Origin of the sequence: Serratia sp. EWG9 (genome assembly GCF_019913725.1) — a bacterium.
Taxonomy (GTDB): domain Bacteria; phylum Pseudomonadota; class Gammaproteobacteria; order Enterobacterales; family Enterobacteriaceae; genus Serratia; species Serratia ureilytica.
On record NZ_JADNRO010000004.1, the window covers coordinates 170593 to 187036 of the forward strand.

The 16444-nt window shown below is 57.4% G+C and carries 16 protein-coding genes; 10 read left to right on the forward strand and 6 right to left on the reverse strand.

The window, feature by feature from the left end:
• Positions 1-2: 2 nt before the first annotated feature.
• The 5 genes from mlaD (at position 3) to murA (ending at position 3207) form a co-directional block, all read left to right on the forward strand.
• Positions 3-551 carry an outer membrane lipid asymmetry maintenance protein MlaD gene (mlaD, locus tag ITX55_RS11530; protein ID WP_033644497.1) on the forward strand — a complete coding sequence of 183 codons (549 nt, stop codon included), beginning with the start codon at positions 3-5 and terminating at the stop codon, positions 549-551.
• Positions 552-565: 14 nt separating this feature from the next.
• The gene (gene mlaC, locus ITX55_RS11535) at positions 566-1195 is read left to right on the forward strand and encodes a phospholipid-binding protein MlaC (RefSeq protein ID WP_033644498.1); all 630 of its coding nucleotides are present in this window, start codon (positions 566-568) and stop codon (positions 1193-1195) included.
• A complete protein-coding gene (gene mlaB / locus ITX55_RS11540; protein WP_033644499.1) occupies positions 1195-1497 on the forward strand; it encodes a lipid asymmetry maintenance protein MlaB in 303 nt (100 codons plus the stop codon). The genes mlaC and mlaB overlap by 1 nt, the downstream gene beginning before the upstream one ends.
• A 140-nt stretch (positions 1498-1637) precedes the next feature.
• On the forward strand, positions 1638-1892 hold the full coding sequence (gene ibaG / locus ITX55_RS11545) for a BolA family iron metabolism protein IbaG (RefSeq protein WP_025304370.1): 255 nt from the start codon (positions 1638-1640) through the stop codon (positions 1890-1892).
• Positions 1893-1947: 55 nt separating this feature from the next.
• Positions 1948-3207, forward strand: a complete 1260-nt coding sequence (gene murA, locus ITX55_RS11550) for a UDP-N-acetylglucosamine 1-carboxyvinyltransferase (protein ID WP_019453131.1) — start codon at positions 1948-1950, stop codon at positions 3205-3207.
• Between the two features lie 79 nt (positions 3208-3286).
• On the opposite strand, the gene ITX55_RS11555 is transcribed toward murA, so the two are convergent.
• The 5 genes from ITX55_RS11555 to zapG all read right to left on the reverse strand — a co-directional run bounded on the left by ITX55_RS11555 (position 3287) and on the right by zapG (position 11874).
• Positions 3287-6583, reverse strand: coding sequence for a GLUG motif-containing protein (locus tag ITX55_RS11555; RefSeq protein ID WP_108682056.1), 3297 nt, complete (start codon positions 6581-6583; stop codon positions 3287-3289).
• Between the two features lie 62 nt (positions 6584-6645).
• A complete protein-coding gene (locus ITX55_RS11560; RefSeq protein WP_370632659.1) occupies positions 6646-8388 on the reverse strand; it encodes a ShlB/FhaC/HecB family hemolysin secretion/activation protein in 1743 nt (580 codons plus the stop codon).
• Between the two features lie 393 nt (positions 8389-8781).
• A complete protein-coding gene (degS, locus tag ITX55_RS11565) occupies positions 8782-9840 on the reverse strand; it encodes an outer membrane-stress sensor serine endopeptidase DegS (protein WP_033651254.1) in 1059 nt (352 codons plus the stop codon).
• 88 nt (positions 9841-9928) lie between these two features.
• Positions 9929-11299 carry a serine endoprotease DegQ gene (gene degQ, locus ITX55_RS11570; RefSeq protein ID WP_025304368.1) on the reverse strand — a complete coding sequence of 457 codons (1371 nt, stop codon included), beginning with the start codon at positions 11297-11299 and terminating at the stop codon, positions 9929-9931.
• Between the two features lie 173 nt (positions 11300-11472).
• Positions 11473-11874 carry a Z-ring associated protein ZapG gene (gene zapG / locus ITX55_RS11575; protein ID WP_004937074.1) on the reverse strand — a complete coding sequence of 134 codons (402 nt, stop codon included), beginning with the start codon at positions 11872-11874 and terminating at the stop codon, positions 11473-11475.
• A 231-nt stretch (positions 11875-12105) separates the two neighbouring features.
• Here zapG and zapE point away from each other — a divergent pair, with 231 nt between their 5' ends.
• The 5 genes from zapE to sspB all read left to right on the forward strand — a co-directional run bounded on the left by zapE (position 12106) and on the right by sspB (position 15817).
• Positions 12106-13233, forward strand: a complete 1128-nt coding sequence (zapE, locus tag ITX55_RS11580; protein WP_033644501.1) for a cell division protein ZapE — start codon at positions 12106-12108, stop codon at positions 13231-13233.
• A gap of 274 nt (positions 13234-13507) precedes the next feature.
• A complete protein-coding gene (gene rplM / locus ITX55_RS11585) occupies positions 13508-13936 on the forward strand; it encodes a 50S ribosomal protein L13 (protein ID WP_004937079.1) in 429 nt (142 codons plus the stop codon).
• 15 nt (positions 13937-13951) lie between these two features.
• The gene (gene rpsI, locus ITX55_RS11590; protein ID WP_004937080.1) at positions 13952-14344 is read left to right on the forward strand and encodes a 30S ribosomal protein S9; all 393 of its coding nucleotides are present in this window, start codon (positions 13952-13954) and stop codon (positions 14342-14344) included.
• Positions 14345-14669: 325 nt separating this feature from the next.
• The gene (gene sspA, locus ITX55_RS11595; protein ID WP_004937082.1) at positions 14670-15311 is read left to right on the forward strand and encodes a stringent starvation protein SspA; all 642 of its coding nucleotides are present in this window, start codon (positions 14670-14672) and stop codon (positions 15309-15311) included.
• Positions 15312-15316: 5 nt separating this feature from the next.
• On the forward strand, positions 15317-15817 hold the full coding sequence (gene sspB / locus ITX55_RS11600) for a ClpXP protease specificity-enhancing factor (protein WP_025304365.1): 501 nt from the start codon (positions 15317-15319) through the stop codon (positions 15815-15817).
• Between the two features lie 61 nt (positions 15818-15878).
• On the opposite strand, the gene ITX55_RS11605 is transcribed toward sspB, so the two are convergent.
• The gene (locus ITX55_RS11605; RefSeq protein WP_072626926.1) at positions 15879-16358 is read right to left on the reverse strand and encodes a hypothetical protein; all 480 of its coding nucleotides are present in this window, start codon (positions 16356-16358) and stop codon (positions 15879-15881) included.
• Between the last annotated feature and the right edge of the window lie 86 nt (positions 16359-16444).

Here is a 16444-nt window from a genome sequence, read left to right on the forward strand (position 1 = left end):
CGATGCAAACGAAGAAGAGTGAAATCTGGGTTGGGGCATTCATGCTGATCGCGCTGTGCGCCATCGTGTTTATCTGCCTGCAGGTGGCGAACCTTAAATCGATCGGCAGCGAGCCGACCTACCGCGTTTACGCGACGTTCGACAATATCGGCGGCCTGAAACCGCGTTCGCCGGTGAAGATCGGCGGCGTGGTGATCGGCCGCGTGGCCGACATCGAACTCGATCCGAAAACCTACACGCCGCGCGTGGCGCTCGATATCCAGAAAAAGTACGACGAAATCCCGGATACCAGCTCGCTGGCGATCCGCACCTCCGGCCTGCTGGGCGAGCAATATCTGGCGCTTAACGTGGGCTTCGAAGATCCTGATATGGGCACCACCATTCTGAAAGACGGCGGCACCATTCAGGACACTAAATCAGCCATGGTTCTGGAAGATCTGATCGGCCAGTTCCTGTATAAAAGCGGCGGTCAGGACAGCGCCAAACCGGGAGATGCGGCCGCTGAGCCTGCTGCCGGCGCTGCACCGCAACCCGCTGTTCCAAATCATTAAGAGAGGATACCTGCATGTTTAAACGTTTACTGATGGTGGCTCTGCTGGTGGTTGCGCCGCTGGCGAGCGCAGCCGACCAAACCAATCCTTACAGCATGATGCAAGACGCGGCGCAGAAGACCTTCAGCCGTTTGAAGAACGAACAGCCGAAGATCAAGCAGGACCCGAACTACCTGCGCTCCATCGTGCATCAGGAACTGATGCCGTTCGTGCAGGTGAAATACGCCGGCGCGCTGGTGCTGGGCCGTTACTACAAAGATGCGACGCCTGCGCAGCGCGAAGCTTACTTCACCGCTTTCCAGGCTTACCTGGAGCAGGCTTACGGCCAGGCGCTGGCGATGTACCACGGCCAGACTTACCAGATCGCGCCTGAACAGCCGCTGGGCAACGCCGACATCGTGGCCATTCGCGTCACCATCATCGACAACGGCGGCCGCCCGCCGGTGCGCCTGGATTTCCAATGGCGCAAGAACAGCAAAACCGGCTACTGGCAGGCGTATGACATGATCGCCGAAGGCGTCAGCATGATCACCACCAAGCAAAACGAGTGGGCGTCTACGCTGCGTACTCAGGGCATCGACGGCCTGACCAAACAGCTGCAGGCCGCTGCCGCGCAGCCAATCTCGCTGGACAAGAAAAACTGATGTCGGCAGCGCTCAGCTTCGAATCAGAGCAGCAGACGCTGATCCTGCGCGGTGAACTGGACCGTGAAACGCTGCTGCCGTTGTGGCGGCAGCGCGACGCGCTGATGGCGGATAAAACCGCGATCGACGTGGCGCAACTGCAGCGCGTGGACTCCTCCGGGCTGGCGCTGTTGCTGCATCTGCAGGAAGAGCAGCGCCAACGTGGCGTCGCGCTAAAAATTTTCGGCGTCACCGAGCGTCTGAAAACGCTGATCGCGCTCTACAACCTGCAGGCGATAATGCCTGTCGATACCGCCGGTTAGCGGCGTTTTACACCGCCTTTGCGTGGTTAAACGATACAAAGCCCCTGTTATGCAGGGGCTTTTTCTTTAGTTTAAGAAAACATCGTATTCCACTAAGATACTAGGCTGTTTATGATCCTTTAGCGGCAGAACTGGATACTATGGAAACCAACGAGATTAAAGACGTGCTGATGCAGGCATTGGCACTGGATGAAGCGCACGTGACGGGCGACGGCAGCCATTTTCAAGCGATCGTGGTCGGCGAACTGTTCGCCGGCATGAGCCGCGTCAAAAAACAGCAGACGGTTTACGCACCGCTGATGGAATACATTGCGGACAACCGCATTCATGCCTTGTCTATCAAGGCGTACACCCCTGAAGAGTGGCAGCGAGACCGCAAACTCAACGGATTTTAAGGCTGTTTGCCCTGCCGGGCGGGCAGCTTCAGATTAGATAACAGAGAGTAGTCAGATGGATAAATTTCGTGTGCAGGGTCGGACCCGCCTGAGCGGTGAAGTGTCTATTTCCGGGGCCAAAAACGCCGCCCTGCCGATCCTGTTCGCCGCCCTGTTGGCGGAAGAGCCGGTCGAGCTGCAGAATGTCCCCAAGCTGAAGGACATCGATACCACCATTAAACTGCTCAGCCAGTTGGGCACCAAGATTGAGCGCAACGGTTCGGTCTTCGTGGACGCCAGCGGCGTGAACGAGTTTTGCGCGCCTTACGATCTGGTGAAAACCATGCGCGCTTCCATCTGGGCGCTGGGGCCGCTGGTGGCACGTTTCGGCCGCGGTCAGGTTTCCCTGCCGGGCGGCTGCGCGATCGGCGCGCGTCCGGTCGATCTGCACATCACCGGCCTGGAGCAGTTGGGGGCCGAGATCAAGCTGGAAGAAGGTTACGTCAAGGCGTCCGTCGATGGCCGTCTGAAAGGCGCGCACATCGTGATGGACAAGGTGAGCGTGGGCGCGACCGTGACCATCATGAGCGCCGCGACCCTGGCGACCGGCACGACCGTTATCGAGAACGCCGCGCGTGAGCCGGAAATTGTCGATACCGCCAACTTCCTCAATACGCTGGGCGCGAAGATCAGCGGCGCAGGCAGCGACAAGATCACCATCGAGGGCGTCGAGCGTTTGGGCGGCGGCGTGTATCGCGTGCTGCCTGACCGTATCGAGACCGGTACCTTCCTGATCGCCGCCGCGGTTTCCGGCGGCAAAGTGATGTGCCGTAACACCCGTCCGGATACGCTGGATGCGGTGCTGGCCAAACTGCGTGAAGCCGGTGCCGATATCGAAGTGGGCGAAGACTGGATCAGCCTGGACATGCACGGCAAGCGCCCGAAAGCGGTCACCGTGCGCACCGCGCCGCACCCGGGCTTCCCGACCGACATGCAGGCCCAGTTCAGCCTGTTGAACCTGGTGGCGGAAGGCACCGGCGTTATCACCGAGACCATCTTCGAAAACCGCTTCATGCACGTGCCGGAATTGATCCGCATGGGGGCGCACGCGGAAATCGAGAGCAACACCGTGATCTGCCATGGCGTTGAACAGCTGTCCGGTGCTCAGGTGATGGCGACCGATCTGCGCGCTTCCGCCAGCCTGGTGATCGCCGGCTGCATCGCCGACGGCGTGACCGTCGTCGATCGCATCTACCATATCGATCGCGGCTATGAGCGTATTGAAGACAAGCTGCGCGCGCTGGGTGCGAACATCGAGCGTGTGAAAGGCGAGTAAGGCAGCTTCTTCAGCTAAACAGAAAACGGCTTCCGCGATGGGAAGCCGTTTTTGTTATTGCGGTATGTCGCGAGCGATATTACCAGGTACTTGGTAAGCCTCGGCCATACAGCGGTTGGTCAGTGGAGGCGCCGGTGACCGTATTGTTTTTCGACTCACCGCCGAAATTCGATCCAATCAGGCTGCCGACCCATTGGCCTTCTTTCGATTTAGGCGCGATAAGGCCCGTGAAGGTAGAATTGTATAAATAACCCACGTTGAGCCCAATCAAACCGCCTCGTTGAGAGACGCCGGCACTGTCCACTCGACCGGAAGCAGAAGATTTGTCGATGGTGCCGCCATTGCGGCCGACCAGTCCACCGACAACGCTACCAACCCCTCCGGTTACATAGCCGCTTGCGCTGGCGGTTTCGATCTTGCTGCCCACATCGTGAAGACCAACCAATCCACCCACATCGCTGCCGGCAGCGCCGGTAACGTTGCCTTGTGCTTTGACCTGTTCCAACGAACCTTTGTTATACCCCACCAGGCCACCGATCTGGCTGCTCGCACCGCCAAAGACGCTAACATTCGCGACCGACGCGTTGATAGTACCCTGTTCATTGTGGCCGACCAGGCCGCCGATGCGGCTGTTGTCTGCCGCCTTAACTTCCCCGAAAGCCGTCGCCTGAGTGATACGTGCGTTGCGGTTATAGCCGATCAGCCCCCCCACATAGGCATCGTTGCCGCCGCTTACGCGCGTGTTGGCGCTGACGTTGTTGAGCGTTCCGGTGTTATTCTCGCCGATAAGCCCACCTAAGGCTCGGCTGTAAACGCCGGTGACGGAACCTTGGGCTTTGGCGTCGGCAATGGTGGCGCCATTATTGCGGCCAACCAGGCCGCCAGCCAGACTTGCCTTACCGGCATAAACTTCGCTCTGTGCGGAGATATCCGTAAGATCGCCAGAGTTATCGCCTACCAAGCCGCCGACGATGCTGTTATTACCGCCGATCACTTTTCCGTTCACCGAGGCATTGCTCAGCCTACCGTAGTTGAGCCCGATGAGGCCGCCGATATTGGCATTGTGCCCACCGATTACAGTGTTCTTCGCATAGGCATTTTGCACGTGTGCGTTTTTCTCGTTAAGGCCGATCAAGCCGCCGACACTACGCGCGAAAGCATCAACAACGTCGCCATTTGCCCTCACATTGTTCAATGCACCGGTGTTACGGCCGATCAGCCCGCCGATAGCGTCGGCGTTTTCTCCATTCACTCTGCCATTGGCTGTTGCATTGCTGATTTTACCTGTGTTGATGCCTGCAAGACCGCCGATGCGGCTGTTTCTTTTTGCGTTGACCGTTGCGTCGGAGGTAGAGTCCGTAATCGTACCGTTGTTGACGCCGACCAAGCCGCCGGCATTCATTTGATCGCCTATGGCGCTGATCGTCCCCAGGCTTGATGAGCTGACGATCAAACCGTCATTGCGGCCAACCAAACCGCCGACATCGCTGTAAGACGCGCCACCGGCGGTTGAAACGTTGACGTTAGCCTGGCTATTGTGGATTTCACCCCGGTTGACACCCACCAGGCCGCCAATCGCGCTTCTGCCTGTGTTGCCGGTTATTTTACCCGAGGCCGAAGAGCCGGTGATTTTGCTGAAGTTGATACCGACTAGGCCTCCGATGTCACCGCCGCTGCTGATATTGATACGGGTGGCCTGAACATTGGATACGGTGCCAAAGTTTACCCCCGCCAGGGCACCGGTATACAGGGTATTGCCATTGCCCGTTAAGGTCAGCGAGTCCAGTTTTAGGTTGCTGATCGCCCCGGTGGACGTGTTGAACAAGCCGAGGAATGGACCGCTGTCGACGATGTGCAGGCCCTGAATGGTATTGCCCAGCCCTTCGAAAGTGCCATTGAAAGAGTAATCGCCACCGATGGCTTTGATTTTGCTGTTGTCGATGATGGTGTTGCCAAGAACGTAGCGCGCGTTCAGGTCATTGTTGATGTCCAGCAGTTGAGCCAGATTTTGCACGACCTTATAATTTTCACCGTTGACGCTGAATGCAGCGTTGGCACCCGAGAGGGTCACAGACGCGTCATTGTTCAGCGTATAACCCGTCTTGTGGTTAAGCGCCAAAGCGCCGCCTGTGCCGGTCGCTTTAATTGGCGCGTTGATCTTGATGCCTGCCTGTTCGGCCGTCAGCGACAGTTTGTTGGCATTCTGCCAGCGCACTTGTTGAGAAACGTTGACATCACCTTTGGTACTGACCAGTTTTACATTACTGTTTTCTAAAGCTTGTTCCAGAGTCTGGGCACTGAGCGTGCCGCCGTCCTTCACACTGACGTCGGCCGATGCCAATTTCCAACTGCCGGCTTTACCGTTGAGAGAGCGAGTGCTGATGTTGGTCGTTGGCTGCACGACGACCTGTGCGCCTTTGGTTTCAATAAAGCCGCCGTTGCCGGTGCTGGCCGTCGCGAGCAGGGTGCCACTAACGTTAACGAGACCCTTGTCGCCGCCGTCCAGTACGATTCGGCCAGCTTGTTCACGTACGGTATCTGCCTGGATGACGCCCTGATTGTTTACCACGGTTCTTAGCGCATCGCCTGCGGCCTTGGCGCTCATCAACACTTGGCCGCCATCGGCACGCAGGACGCCGCCGTTTTGTGCTAATGCATTGAGCGCTGATGCATCGATCTGCAGATTAAGCAATTTGTTGCCATCGAAGTTCAACGTAATATCGTCACCCGCACCCAATGCGACGGTGCCCATATTCGCCTGAATCACCCCTTGGTTATTCACCCGGGCGCCCAACAGGGCGATGCTGCCGGCTTCAGCGGCCTGAAGACGGCCTTCGTTGACGACCTCTGCCTGTGAACTGCCGGTAAAGCGGTTTTTACCCGCCAGGAAATCGGCGTTGCTGATGTCGTGCGTCGAGGCGACCAATCCGCCGACGTTCACCTGTGCATTTTTGCCGAAAATCACGCCGTTCGGGTTGACGATGAACACCTTGCCATTGGCGTTGATTTTGCCCTGAATATCGCTACCGTTCACACCGATGACGCGGTTGAGCGCCACGGATGTCTCGCCTGGCTGGCGGAACGTTACGCTCTCGTTGCCACCTACGTTGAAGCTATCCCATTGGGTGATTAATTTGTCGCTGTGCTGAGTTACGGTCATGTTCTGGCCGTTGGAGGTGATGTCACCCTGGCCTGCCACGATGTTTTGTCCACTCGGCAGGGCGAGGGCTTGCTCCAGTGGCAGGAGGCTCAGCAGGGACAGCGCCACCGCCAGACGGCGCTTGCTGCCGCCTTTGCCGCATCGGCTGCAGTGTTCGTTGACCACGTTCCAGCATTCCCGAACCGGGTTCCATACCAATGCATAGACTTTATTCATTATTCATTTCCTTATTTTTCATGAGTGCCGCTTTCCAGCAGCAGGTCTTTAGCTGCAGAGGGTTAGAAGTACCTGGCCGCCTGCAGCCAAATTCTGGGGGATTTATCCGTATCACTGCCTAGGCCTGAACCGGCCAGCGGCCAGGCTGCCGTTAGACCGATCTGATGGTTTGTTCCTCCCCAGGTGAGCGAAGAACCGGCGGCTGACATGTGCACGCGATTTTTCTCCGTCGTCCAGGGCTGCCGGTTGAGGCGAGCCTGTCCCTGGTCGACAAAGGTGCTCAGTTGCCAACCGGGCCTGAGGGCATAGCGCAATTCCATGCTGGCCTGCCAGCCCAAATCGCCGTTGCCGCTGCCCGGTGCGTAGGCGCGAACGCCATAAGGGCCACCAACGCTGAATTTTTCTGACGAGTCCAGGTTGCCGGGGGCCCATTGCGCGTTGAGTTGGGTATAGAGTTGAAAAGCGCCTCCCAGGTTTTGCAGTCGCAATGCGCTCAGTGACAGCTTGCTAAATTGCCCTTCGGTTTTCGCTGTACGGCCGTCCCAGCGGCGAGCTGAGGGATCTTCAATGTGCAGGTTGCCGATGCCGTAAGACAGTGAAGCCACGCTTTGTCCACCGCCCAGTAAGCGATCCTGCGCGTTGACGTCTACGGCTGCCGTCCATAGGCTGATGTGTTTACGGCTGCGGCTGTCGAAGAGATCGATATCGTCGTGGAGTTTTTTGTCATCGAACTGCAGCTGTGCATTGACGTTCAGGGTGCGGCTGCGCAGCAGAGGCTGGATAAGGAAGGCGCTTGTGAGGGTGGCATCGCCGTGGGCCTTCAGCTCGCTGAAATCTTTGCCTAATCGATAGTTCATGTACGAATGCGCAACGCCGGCTCGCGTCGCCCAAGGGCTGACCGGGAGTTGATAGGCCATGCGGTAATAGCGTTGATGTTTATCACTGCTCAGCAAGCGGAGGTCCAGGCGGTCACCCAACCACAGGGGATTATTGATGCCGAGCGTTGCACCGCCTCGATATTCGCCGGTATAGGCATCGCCAAAGTTATCCGCTTGCAGGACACCATCCACGCGCGCTCCGGGCGTCGCTTTGATTCGCCAATCCGTGGTGCCGGGACGTGATCCTGCCGACAGGGTGCTATTGATCAAGACGCCGGGTATATCATTGAGCAGCAAAAGGTTTCGCTCTAACTGCGCGTCAGTGATCGGCATACCGCTGCGTACATTCGACAACTGCCAACGCAGTACGCCGTCGCGGATCTGTGAGTCATTATCTACCGTGATATTTCCATAATAACCTTCAACGATATCAATACGTACCTGACCGTTAACAATCTCTTGTTTGGGGAGATAAGCATTGGCCAAAACATAACCTTGTTCACGATAATAGAGCGTCACCTGTTGCACGGCTGCTTTTAACTGCGCCACCGTTAGTTTTTTTCCTTTGAAATCGGCGAGCAAAGGTAATATCTGTACAGAGGGAATTGACTTATTCCCGGTAAGGGTAAATCCGCTTACCAATAAGCTGGGTGAGTTGTCCTTAACGGGGGAAATAGCGCGAATCTGCGGTGAAGGTGGTTTCATTTCTACCGGAGGCGGAACGCTCAGACGTACCTCTTCAAGATCTCGCATTGCCTGCCCTGCGTTAGGTAAAACTGCCGCGGTTGCTATGGGGCAGGCTGTCAATAACAGGATGCTTGCTGATATCTCAACGTGGAGCTGGCGGTGCATCGCAGTGTGGATAAACACTAAGAATCCACCGAGCTTATATTCGCTCATGGCTTTTTTATTATTTATACTATTCACGAAAAGAATTCCATTTCAGGCAGAATAAAAACTTGCTCTGTTTCAATGTAAATGCGGAGAGTATTGTCGCCAATATTATTGTGGTTGGTTTCTTTCGATGCAATAAAATTATTTTCTTATTTCATTTTTGATTGGATTTTTCTTGTTTTTTGGGGTGTGCTTTTATTAATTATCTGTTTAATCGGTATTAATTAATATGTATCAGTGCTGATTTATTTTTTTATTATAATGGTAGGTCTGTGGATATGATGATTTTAGCATTAGAATAAAGTGAGATTATTTTATGGGCGATAGAAAGCAACGTGGTCGGGTGATGATGGGAAGAAAAGGGAGAGCCCGTGCCGTTCTTTGTTGGAGAAAAAACGGCACGTATATCGAGAGAGATTAAGAGGGTTAATTGCTGTCTTCCGGGAATTCACCCACCGTCATTTTCAACGTAATGCGCTTGCCGTCACGCAGCACGATAACCGGTATCTCGGTGCCCGGTCTGATCTCCGCCACCTGATCCATGGTCTCCAGCACGGACACCGCCGGTTTGTTATCCACGTTGATGATGATGTCGTTGATCTGGAAGCCGGCGCTGCTCGCCGGGCCGTTCGGCGTAATCTCGGTCACGATGATGCCTTGAAGGCGATCGATGCCGGAATTGGACGAGCGCAGCGGAATGATCTCTTTGCCCTGAATGCCGAAATAGCCGCGGATGACGCGGCCGTCGCGGATCAGCTTGTCCATGATTTTGGTGGCCAGTTCGATCGGAATGGCGAAGCCGAGGCCCTCCGGCGTTTCGCCGTCGGTAATTTTGTCATAGGTCAGGGTGTTGATGCCGATCAGCTCGCCCAGCGAGTTGACCAGCGCGCCGCCGGAGTTGCCGCGGTTGATGGAGGCGTCGGTCTGCAGGAACGTCTGTCGGCCGGTGGTGCTCATACTGATGCGGCCGGTGGCGCTGAGGATGCCCTGTGTGACGGTCTGCCCCAGGTTGTAGGGGTTGCCGATCGCCAGCACGACGTCGCCGACGTGGGCAACGCGATTTTTATTGGTCGGGATCACCGGCAAATTGCCGGGATCGATCTTCAGCACCGCCAAATCGGTCAGGCCGTCCGAGCCGACCAACAGCGCTTCGTAGCGGCGGCCATCCTGCAACACCACGGTGATCTGCTGAGCGTCTTTGATCACGTGGCGGTTGGTGATGATATAGCCGCGTTCATTCATGATCACGCCGGAACCGAGCGACAGCACGTTGGCGGCGCCGTTCAGGTTGCGGTTGTAAATGTTCACCACGGCGGGCGCGGCGCGGCGCACCGCTTTGTTGTAGCTCACTGGCGTTTCGTCGCTGGTGCTCTCAGGTTTGTCTGCAAACAGGCCGTTGGAAGAACGCAGCATGGGCAGTGCGGCCAGCAGCAGGCCGGCAACGATGAGACCGATAACGACAGAACGCAAGAGCTTAGCAAACATGGAGTTTTCGTGGTGTGGTGAACGATGTTCGGAGGATAGCATGAGTTAACCGGGCGCAGTATGTCACCGAGCCCGGTTTTTGCACAAATTAACGCAGCAGCAGATAAATGGTTTCGTTGCCGCGCACGATATTGAGCGCCATCACCGGTGGCTTGGCCTCCAGCACTTTACGCAGCGTGGTGATGTTGTCCACGCGCTGACGGTTGACGCCGATGATCACGTCGCCTTTCTGCAGGCCGATCTGCGCCGCCGTTGACCCTTTATCCACGTTCTCCACCTTCACGCCCTTGTCGCCGCTCGGCAACGCGCCATTGCTGAGGGAAACCCCCTGCAGCGCCGGCGACAGCGTTTCGGCGTTGGTCGAGGCGCTCTCGCTGTTGTCCAGCGTGACCGAGACTTCCTGCGGTTTGCCATCGCGCAGCAGGCCCACCTTGAGGGTTTTGCCCGGCGCGGTGGTGCCGACTTTGGCGCGCAGTTCGGCGAAGCTGCTCACCGGTTTACCGTCGACGGAGACCAGGATATCCCCGGCCTTGATGCCCGCCTTGGCGGCGGCGGATTTCGGCAGCACTTCGCTGACGAAGGCGCCGCGCTGCGCGTCGGTGTTGAAGGCTTTGGCCATATCCGGGGTCATTTCGCTGCCCTTGATGCCCAGCAGGCCGCGTTTCACTTCGCCGAATTCAATCAGCTGCTGGCTCAGGTTCTGCGCCATATTGCTCGGAATGGCGAAACCGATGCCGACGTTGCCGCCGCTCGGCGCCAGAATGGCGGTATTAATGCCGATCAGCTCGCCGTTCAGGTTAACCAGCGCGCCGCCGGAGTTGCCGCGGTTGATGGAGGCGTCGGTCTGAATGAAGTTTTCCAGCCCTTCCAGATTCAGGCCGGAGCGGCCCAGCGCCGAGATAATGCCGGAAGTGGCGGTTTGGCCCAGGCCAAACGGGTTGCCGACCGCGACGGCAAAGTCGCCGACGCGCAGCTGATCGGAATCGGCCATCTTGATGGCGGTCAGGTTTTTGGTGTCGCTGAGCTGCAGCAGGGCGATGTCGGATTGCTCATCGCGGCCGACCAGCTTGGCGTCCAGCTCGCGACCGTCGTTCAACTGCACGCGGATTTTATCGGCGTTGTTGATGACGTGGTTATTGGTCAGCACATAGCCTTTGGCGGCGTCGATGATCACGCCGGAGCCCAGCCCTTCAAACGGACGGGAGCTTTGCTGCTGGCCGGGGAAGTTAGGGCCGAAGAAGCGTCTGAACTCTTCCGGCAGTTGTTGACGCTGCACCTGAGTGCCGGCGACATGCACGCTCACTACGGCGGGCAAGACTTTTTCCAGCATCGGCGCCAGGCTCGGCAGCGGCTGCCCCTGAACGGCGACGGGCAGGGCCGCGTTGGCCACCGGTACGGAGCTGAGCGTCAGGCCGAGGCTCATTGCCAATGCACTAAGAATTAACGACTTTTTCTTCATTGATTATAACTCTCTCAATACCTGCCGATGAAAATTTGATGATAAGGCAATCACCTTGTCATAGTGAAGGGTAAGACCGTGAATTTGCGTGCAAAGTTCAGTAAAGGTAATGCGAGGGAAGGTCAAGATGGTAAACGGAGGAAGCCCGCGGGTGGCCCCGCGGGCGAAGGGGGTCAGTCGCGGCGCGCGCTTTGCCCGCGCAGCAGGCCGGAGGCGCCTTCCGAATAGTCGCGCGGCATTTCCACCGGCGCTTGATCGTTGTCTGCTTCCGCTTCGGTCAGGCGATAGCGGAACGGATTTTCCTGCATCGGCAGATCCGGCAGCAGGTTGTTCGAGCTTTTCGCCATGTGCTGATACAGCTGACGATAATCGCGCGCCATGTTGTCCAGCAGCTCGGCGCTGCGGGCAAAGTGGCCGACCAGCTCCTGACGGTACTCTTCCAGCTCGGTTTTGCTCTTGTCCAGCTCGTTCTGCAGGACTTGTTGTTGACGTAATTTACGGTTGCCAAAACGCATCGCCACCGCACCAATCACGATACCGACGACCAAACCAATCAGCGCATACTCCCAGGTCATGATGACTCCTATTTTGACTTCGTTGTTCCGCAGGGATTTTTCACTTAATAATATCCACTATAACCGTTAACCTTGTCCGAGTGGAATCCTGATGCGCTTCCACCTAATTTTTACAGGGTTTTCAGCGGCGCCCGCAGCGGGCATTTGTGGCGATAACGGTGCGAATCGGCATCAACTTGCCGCCAACGTTGGCTAAATAATTTCTAAGCGTTCTTAGGGAACATCGAACAGATGCAGGCACTATCACCGTTATCTCGCTACCAGCAGGCGCTGGATGCGGGGGAATATCAGGCCGATGAGGTTCAACGCCGGGCCGTCACTCAACTGGATCGCATTTATCAGGCTCTGTTGCAAAAGCCGGCGGCGAGCGCGCCTGCCGGCGGGCTGCGCGGTAAGCTCAGCCGCTTGCTGGGCAAGGGCGGCGACACGGCGCCGCAGCGCCCGGTGCAGGGGCTGTATATGTGGGGCGGCGTCGGGCGCGGCAAAACCTGGTTGATGGATATGTTCTTCCACAGTTTGCCGGGCGATCGCAAAATGCGTCTGCACTTTCACCGCTTCATGCTGCGGGTGCATGAAGAGCTGACCGAGTTGCAGGGGCGGGAAAACCCGCTGGAAATCGTCGCCGACGGCTTTAAGGCCGAGACCGACGTGCTGTGTTTCGACGAATTCTTCGTGTCCGACATCACCGACGCCATGCTGCTGGCCACGCTGCTGCAGGCGCTGTTCGCGCGCGGCATCACGCTGGTGGCCACGTCGAACATCCCGCCGGACGATCTGTACCGCAACGGTCTGCAGCGGGCGCGTTTCCTGCCGGCCATCGATCTGATCAACGAGTACTGCGACGTGATGAACGTCGACGCCGGCATCGACTATCGTCTGCGTACCCTGACCCAGGCGCACCTCTACCTGACGCCGCTGAGCGACCAGACGCGCGAGACGCTGGATCGGATGTTCGTTAAGCTGGCGGGCAAGGCGGGGGAGGACGCGCCGGTGCTGCAGATCAACCATCGGCCGCTGCAGGCTATCCGTTCGGTGGACGGCGTGCTGGCGGTGGATTTCCACACGCTGTGCGAAGAGGCGCGCAGCCAACTGGACTACATCGCGCTGTCGCGGCTGTATCACAGCGTGATCCTGTATAATGTGCGGGTGATGGGGCCGCTGAAAGAGAATACCGCGCGCCGTTTCCTGGCGTTGGTGGACGAATTCTACGAGCGGCACATCAAGCTGGTGATCGGCGCCGAAGCGTCGATGTTCGAGATCTATCAGGGGGTGCAGCTGAAATTTGAATTCCAGCGCTGCCTGTCGCGCCTGCAGGAAATGCAGAGCGAAGAGTACCTCAAGCTGCCGCATTTGCCCTGAGTCTGCCGGGCTTGCCGCCGCCGTATCGCCGGTTGTCCGCCGCCGGCGATAAATTTATTTTCCATTCAAAAACCGTTCGATCTTTGTGAGCGACTTCTCTATAATCTTGCGACCCCACGTTACAACAAAGTTTTTTTCCCAAAAACTTTATAGTGCCGGCAATGGCTATTCGAAGGGGTAGGTTTGCTGGACTTGTATGGTCGTGTGAGCCTCAACTGTTTTCGAGCGTTTGGGTGTTCACCAACGTGTAACTAATTATTGGGTAAGCTTTCTAATGAAAACTTTTACAGCTAAACCAGAAACCGTAAAACGCGACTGGTACGTTGTTGATGCAGATGGTAAAACTTTAGGCCGTCTCGCTACTGAACTGGCTCGTCGCCTGCGCGGCAAGCATAAAGCGGAATACACCCCGCACGTGGATACCGGTGATTACATCATCGTTCTGAACGCTGACAAAGTTGCTGTAACCGGCAACAAGCGTACAGACAAAGTGTACTACCACCACACCGGCCACATCGGTGGTATCAAGCAAGCGACCTTTGAAGAGATGATTGCCCGCCGTCCTGAGCGCGTGATTGAAATCGCGGTTAAAGGCATGCTGCCAAAGGGCCCGCTGGGTCGTGCTATGTTCCGTAAACTGAAAGTTTACGCGGGCACCGAGCACAATCACGCGGCACAGCAACCGCAAGTTCTGGACATTTAATCGGGATTAATGGCAATGGCTGAAAATCAATACTACGGCACTGGTCGCCGCAAAAGCTCCGCCGCTCGCGTCTTCATCAAGCCGGGCAACGGTAACATCGTTATCAACCAGCGCAGCCTGGAACAGTACTTCGGTCGCGAAACTGCCCGCATGGTAGTTCGTCAGCCGCTGGAACTGGTCGACATGGTTGGCAAACTGGATCTGTACATCACCGTTAAAGGTGGTGGTATCTCCGGTCAAGCTGGCGCCATCCGTCACGGTATCACCCGTGCACTGATGGAGTACGATGAGACTCTGCGTTCTGAACTGCGTAAAGCTGGCTTCGTCACCCGTGACGCTCGTCAGGTTGAACGTAAGAAAGTCGGTCTGCGTAAAGCACGTCGTCGTCCGCAGTTCTCCAAGCGTTAATTTCCGCTGCTTCGGCAGTGCGATTTACGCAAAAAACCCGGTGCTTCACCGGGTTTTTTTATGCCTGAAATCCGCCGTCCCCGACTAAAATCTGTGGCATATCAGACAATTCAACATGAATTCGCCGCAGCGCCCCCACAAAACAAGCAAAATCTGGTAAACTATCACCCACTTTTGCGCCTGTTCGCCGTGCAGTTGACCTCCTGGGCCGGTTTTTTATGGGTTCGGGTCGCGCTGCGTGCTGCCGGCCTGCGGCAAGATTATTCAGGATAGCAGCCTGTCAGTTGGCTATTCGCAGTATTTTCTAGATAACTTGGAGGTTTTCATGGCTGTCGCTGCCAACAAACGTTCGGTAATGACGCTGTTCTCTGGCCCGACCGACATTTTTAGCCATCAAGTACGCATCGTACTGGCGGAGAAAGGTGTCAGCGTCGAGATCGAGCAGGTCGAAATGGATAACCTGCCGCAAGATCTGATTGACCTCAACCCTTACCAGACGGTGCCTACGCTGGTCGATCGCGAACTGACCCTGTATGAATCCCGCATCATCATGGAATACCTGGATGAGCGCTTCCCGCACCCGCCGCTGATGCCGGTTTACCCGGTTGCCCGTGGTGAGAGCCGTCTGATGATGCTGCGCATCGAGAAGAACTGGTACTCGCTGATGGACAAGATCGAGAAGAGCAGCGGTCAGGAAGCGGAATCCGCCCGCCGCCAGCTGCGTGAAGAGCTGCTGGCGATCGCGCCTATTTTCGGCCAGGCGCCGTATTTCATGAGCGAAGAGTTCAGCCTGGTGGATTGCTACCTGGCACCGCTGTTGTGGCGTCTGCCGCAGCTGGGCATCGAGTTGAGCGGCGCCGGCTCCAAAGAGCTGAAAGGCTACATGACCCGCGTCTTCGAACGCGACGCTTTCCTGGCTTCCCTGACCGAAGCCGAGCGTGAAATGCGCCTGCAAACCCGGGGCTAAGCGCGATGGACATGTCTCAGATGACGCCGCGTCGCCCGTATCTGCTGCGGGCGTTCTATGACTGGCTGCTGGATAACCAGCTGACGCCGCACCTGGTGGTCGACGTGACTCGCCCTGATGTTCAGGTGCCGATGGAGTTCGCGCGCGATGGCCAGATCGTGTTGAATATCGCGCCGCGCGCGGTAGGCAACCTGGCGTTGGGCAACGAAGACGTGCAGTTCAACGCGCGCTTCGGCGGCGTGCCGCGCCAGGTTTCGGTGCCGATGGCCGCCGTGCTGGCGATTTATGCGCGTGAGAACGGCGCCGGCACGATGTTTGAACCGGAAGCCGCCTACGACGAAAGCGAAGGCGTGTTCGAAGGTTTGGACAATGAGACGATCCCTTCGGAAACGTTGATGTCAGTGATCGACGGCGATCGCCCGGATACCGCGGAAGATGACGGCCCGGACGACGAACCGCCGCAGCCGCCGCGCGGTGGCCGCCCGGCGCTGCGCGTGGTGAAATAAGCCCGCGTGAACAAACGAAAAAGCACCCCATCGGGTGCTTTTTTTTGCCCGGACGAAGCGATCAGCCTTTCAAGGCGGCAATGCAGGCATCGCGCGGCGCGCTGAGATCGCCTACGCGCACGGTGGACAGCGCGCGGGCCGCGCGCTCACGGAAGCTGGTGATGGCGGTGTCGCCTTGCACTTCCGGCGGCGCGGTACAGATGTCATTGAGCGGCAGATCGTTGCCTTTGTTGAGCGCCTGCAATACCGCCGCCGGGTTGTAGATCAGGGCGGCGGAGAGGGCAGATTTAATGCCGGCGGTAAATCCGGCATTGCCGCCGCCGGCCAGCTTGGGCGCCAGGGCAATCCAGTTGTCGTCCCCCAACCGGATGCTGTTTTCCACGGCGCTGAACTGCCCGGCCTTGCCCAACTGCGCCACGACCGGCCGCGCGCCGCGCGCTTCGATATTGTAACCGACCTCCTGCGAATCCAGCGCCAGGGCTGAGGCGTTGAAACTGACGGCCAGCAGTGCGCCGGCCAACAGGGAAATGGAGCATTTCATGTTCGCTATCCTTATCTCGGTGTCAGGCGCAGCCGCGCCCTGCAATGGTGCTAACTCAATACTATAGCGCGTTGAGGCAGTGAGGA